Genomic DNA, 4,774 nt, shown 5'->3' on the forward strand with positions numbered 1-4,774 from the left:
CCTGGGCAAGATGGTGGAGATCGGGTCGGACGAGGAGATCTACGAGCACGCGACCCACCCGTACACGCAGGCGCTGCTGTCGGCGGTGCCGGTGCCGGACCCCAGCGGTCGCGAGCGGCGCGGGCGGATCGTGCTCTCCGGGGACGTCCCCTCGCCGGCCAAGCCGCCGTCGGGCTGCCGCTTCCGCACCCGCTGCTGGAAGGCGCAGGAGCGGTGTGCGGTGGAGACGCCCGCGCTGACCGTGCGGGAGTGGCTCGACGGGGCTGCCGCGCATGATTCGGCTTGTCATTTCGCGGCGGAGCGCGAGATCAAATAGGGCGCGGCGGAGCGCGAGATCAATTAGAGCGCCGCGAAGGGTGAGGTCAATTAGAGCGCCGCGAAGGGCGAGATCAAATAGAGCGCGGCGGAGCGCGAGATCAAATAGGGCGCGGCGGAGAAAAAAGAAGATCTCCAGCGCGTTTTATAGCCGGGAAATCATCGATATCCGGATGATGCCGTCCGGTATTCGGCGGGTGGGAGTTAATGATTCCGTAGGCGATATGTGATTTTCTGTCAGTCAATGGCCGGGCTTGGGTGTCCCGCGTAACAGAAAAGAGATGTGAGGAAGATTCCAAACGGGGTCCACGGGATCGATAGTTGCTCTGCGCGCGTCGATGGTCGCAGCGCCAAATGGGCGCACGAGTACCGACGTTGATCTCCGCCATGCCTGGAACACCGGGTTGCGGAGAGGCTCTTCGTTCCCACGCCCCGAATCGAGAGGCAGTCGAATGAGGCTCACCAGCACAATGCGATGGACGGCAGTGGCCGCCACCGCGGTCCTGGCGGTTGCGGCTTGCAGCAACGGCGGCGGCTCGAGTAACGACGGCGGAAAGCCGACGGCGAGCGACAACGCACCGACCAAGGACGGCGGCACCTTCCGACTGGGCATTGTCGAGCCTACCGCTATCGATCCGTACAACGTGCAGGAGTCCGAGGGCACGCTGGTCGCGCAGAATCTGTTCACCGGTCTGACCAGTGTCGACGTCAACGGCAAGATCAGCAATGCGCTGGCCGAGAGCCGGACCTCGAACGACGACTGCAGCCAGTGGACGTTCAAGATCAAGGGTGGGACCACGTTCTCCAACGGTGAGGCGGTGGACACGGCGGCGTTCATCCGCGGCTGGACCCGGGCCGCGGCCAAGGACGCGGCCTCCGACGTGGCGTACCACCTGAACGAGATCGACGGCTTCAAGGAGCTCCAGGACGGCTCCGCGACCGCCTTCAAGGGCCTCAGCGCGCCGGACGCGACCACCCTGGTGGTCAATCTCGCCATCAAGGACTGCGAGTTCGACCTGCGTACCTTCCACACCGTGTTCAGCCCGGTGCCCAAGGAGGCCGGCCCGGCGGGCAACAAGACGTACAACGACCAGCCGATCGGCAACGGCCCGTTCAAGATGGAAGGGCCCTGGCAGCACAACAGCAAGATCACGCTGGTCCGGAACGACAAGTACGCCCTGGCCAAGGCCCACCTGGACCGGGTCGAGATATCCATCCTGAACTCGGCCAACGCCGACCAGCTGGAGTACCAGGGCTTCCAGGCTGGGCAGTTCGACTGGGCCCGGCTGCCCACCGAGCAGCTGTCCGTCGCCAAGGCGACCTACGGGCCGAAGAACGAGTGGTTCGACTGGGACGCCAACGGCATGAACTACCTGCTGCCGATCACCTACCAGGGTCCGCTGAAGAGCAAGGAGGCCCGCCTGGCGGTCTCCTACGCGATCGACCGGGACGCCATCGTCAGCGGGGTGTTCAAGGGCTTCCGGCACACCGCGACCTCGCTGGTGCCGCCGGCCTTCAAGGACGCGTTCCAGGACGGCGTCTGCGCCAGCTGCGTCAAGCAGGACAAGGAGAAGGCCAAGGCGCTCGCCGCGCAGGCCGGCCTGACCCCCGGTACCAAGCTGTACTTCGGTTACAACACCGGTGGCGGGCACGAGGCCTGGGTGCAGGCCGTCGCCCAGCAGCTCAAGGACGTGCTCGGGCTGGACGTCCAGATCGAGGGGATCCCGTTCAAGGAACTGCTGAAGAAGGAGAACACGAACAGCGCCACCGGCATGTACCGGGCGGCCTGGGGTGCCGACTACCCGACGCCCGGCAACTTCCTGGCCCCGCTGCTGGCCACCTCCTCCATCGGTGAGGACCCGGCCACCCACGACGCCACGGGCGACAACCGCGGCCGCTACAGCAACCCCGCCTTCGACGCCCTGCTGCAGAAGGCCACCGCCACCAAGGACATCGCCGAGCGCACCAAGATCTACCAGCAGGCCGAGAAGCTCGCGATCGGCGAGGACCAGGCGCTGATCCCGCTCTTCACCCGTGGCCAGCAGCGGGTCGGCAACACCGAGAAGTGGGCGAACCTGACCTACGACTTCAACGAGAACCCGAGCCTGGCCAAGGTCTCGCAGAAGTAGTCCGCCCCCTCGCGCCAGGCGTGGTCCGCTCCTGAACCCTTACGCCCCACCGCAGTTGGCCCGAAGGGTCGCTGCACCGCCGTCGCCCCTGCCTCGACCAGGCAGGGGCGACGGCCACCCGCTGCCCGCCCGACCCGGCGGTGTGCAGGGGAGAGGACGACGCCGCTCTGCCGCGACCCACAGAGAGGCACATGCCCATGGGTAGGTATCTGCTGCGAAGGATCGGACAGATGGTCGTCGTGCTGCTCGGCGCGACGCTGATCCTCTTCGCCTGCCTGTTCGTCATCCCGGGTGACCCGGTCGGCTCGCTGGCCGGCAGTGAGCGCTCCCGCGACCCCGCCGTGGTCGAGGCGCTCCACAAGCGGTACGGGCTCGACAAGCCGCTGATCGTCCAGTACGGCACGTACGTGGGCAAGTTGGTGCAGGGTGACATGGGTGAGGACTACACCCAGCGCCGTCCGGTCGCCGAGATCCTCGGCCCCAAACTGGTCAACACGTCCAAGCTGGCCGTCGCCGCGATCGTCTTCGACGCGGTGATCGGCGCGGGAGTGGGCGTACTCGCCGCGCTCAAGCGGTACTCGATCTGGGACACCGTCGTCACGTTGATCACCACGATCCTGGTCGGGTTTCCGACCTTCGTGATCGGCATGCTGATGCTCAACCTCTTCGCCGTGCAGCTCAAATGGGTGCCGGTGATCGGGGATCCGAGCGATCCGGCGCAGGTCGTCCTGCCGGCGATCACGCTGGCCGTCATCGACGCGGCGCTGGTCGCCCGGCTGATGCGCGGCACCATGCTGGAGGTGCTGCGGGCCGACTACGTGAAGACCGCGATCGCCAAGGGCGTGCCCAGGCGCGAGGTGCTGCTCAAGCACGTCCTGCGCAACTCGGTGATCCCGGTGGTGACGTACATCGGCATCTCGTTCGGCGGCCTGCTGGGCGGAGCGATCATCACCGAGACCATCTTCAACTGGGACGGCATCGGGATGGCGATGTCCACCGCGATCCAGCAGCAGAACAACCCGATCGTGGTCGGCGTCGCCACCTGGGGCGTCGCCATCTTCGTGGTGCTCAACCTGGTCGTCGACCTGCTGTACGCGATGCTCGACCCCCGAATCCGGCTGAGCTGAGGGCGCCGAAATGACTGACGACAAGACGACCGCGACTGCCGCCGGCCGGGCCGTTCCACGGCAGCGCGAGGATGCGGATCCGGCCGGGACCTCGGGTGAGCCGGCGGTCCGGGTGGTCAAGGAGTGGCAGGAGATCTGGCACCGCTTCGCCGCCAACAAGCTGGCGCTGGTGGGCCTGGTCCTGGTGGTGGGCCTGCTGCTGACCGCCGTCTTCGCGCCGCTGATCGCCCCGCACGACCCGCTCCGGCAGGACCTCCTGAAGACGCTCCAACCGCCCAGCGCGGACCACCTGTTCGGCACCGACATCCTCGGCCGCGACCAGCTCTCCCGGGTGATCTACGGGTCCAGGATCGCGGTCGTCGTGGGTGTGGTGTCGATCGTGCTGACGCTGTTCATCGGCATCGTGCTCGGCGCGATCGCCGGCTACTTCGGCCGCTTCTACGACACGCTGACGATGCGCTTCGCCGACGTGTTCTTCGCCTTCCCGCTGCTGATCGGCGCCATCATCATCATCACCGTCATCGGCCGGGGGGTGTGGCCGGTGGTGCTCTCGCTGGCGATCTTCGGCTGGGCCACCGTGGCGCGCCTGCTGCGCAGTTCGGTGCTCTCGGCGCGCGAGATGGACTACGTGCACGCCGCGCGGGCGCTGGGCGCGGGCCACCTGCGGGTCATCCTGCGCCACATCCTGCCCAACTCGATCGCCCCGGTGATCATCTACGGCACCTTCAACGTCGGCACCGCCGTGGTCGCGGAGGCGTCGCTGTCCTACCTCGGTGTCGGCGTCAGCCCGGAGATCCCCGAGTGGGGCAACATGCTCGCCTCCGGCCGCGGGTTCATCGGTGTGTACGACTACATGTGGACCCTTCCCTCGCTCGCGGTGGTGCTGACCTCGCTGGGCTTCATCTTCGTCGGCGACGGCGTGCGCGACGCGCTCGACCCCAAGCTGCGGTGAGCGGCATGGAGTCGGCGGACGGGACGGATCCGGGAGACGGCGGGAGCAGGGCGATGGCGGAGTCGGTGGAGAACGCGGCCGGGGCGGCCCTCTTGCAGGTCGACGACCTTCAGGTGGAGTTCCGTACCCGGGACGGTGTGGCCAAGGCGGTCAACGGGGTCAGTTACAGCGTGCGGGCGGGGGAGACGCTGGCGGTGCTGGGGGAGTCCGGCTCGGGCAAGTCGGTCACCGCGCAGGCGGTGATGGGCATC

At 67.3% G+C, this 4,774-nt stretch carries 5 protein-coding genes; all 5 read left to right on the plus strand.

Annotated elements, in window-relative coordinates; all coding sequences use genetic code 11:
• On the plus strand, positions 1–316 hold a 316-nt coding region (locus tag UK12_RS31810; RefSeq protein WP_045306685.1), incomplete at its 5' end, for an oligopeptide/dipeptide ABC transporter ATP-binding protein.
• Positions 317–800: 484 nt separating this feature from the next.
• The gene (locus tag UK12_RS31815) at positions 801–2,444 is read left to right on the plus strand and encodes a peptide ABC transporter substrate-binding protein (protein WP_197085338.1); all 1,644 of its coding nucleotides are present in this window, start codon (positions 801–803) and stop codon (positions 2,442–2,444) included.
• Positions 2,445–2,641: 197 nt separating this feature from the next.
• Positions 2,642–3,571: an ABC transporter permease gene (locus tag UK12_RS31820; RefSeq protein ID WP_045306688.1), complete on the plus strand. Its 930-nt coding sequence runs from the start codon at positions 2,642–2,644 to the stop codon at positions 3,569–3,571.
• A gap of 10 nt (positions 3,572–3,581) precedes the next feature.
• On the plus strand, positions 3,582–4,523 hold the full coding sequence (locus UK12_RS31825; protein WP_052682385.1) for an ABC transporter permease: 942 nt from the start codon (positions 3,582–3,584) through the stop codon (positions 4,521–4,523).
• Positions 4,524–4,576: 53 nt separating this feature from the next.
• Positions 4,577–4,774 (plus strand): ATP-binding cassette domain-containing protein (locus UK12_RS31830; RefSeq protein ID WP_045306687.1); only part of this gene is annotated, 198 nt, incomplete at its 3' end.

The sequence above is a fragment of the Saccharothrix sp. ST-888 genome (genome assembly GCF_000955975.1).
In the GTDB taxonomy this organism is placed as follows: domain Bacteria; phylum Actinomycetota; class Actinomycetes; order Streptomycetales; family Streptomycetaceae; genus Kitasatospora.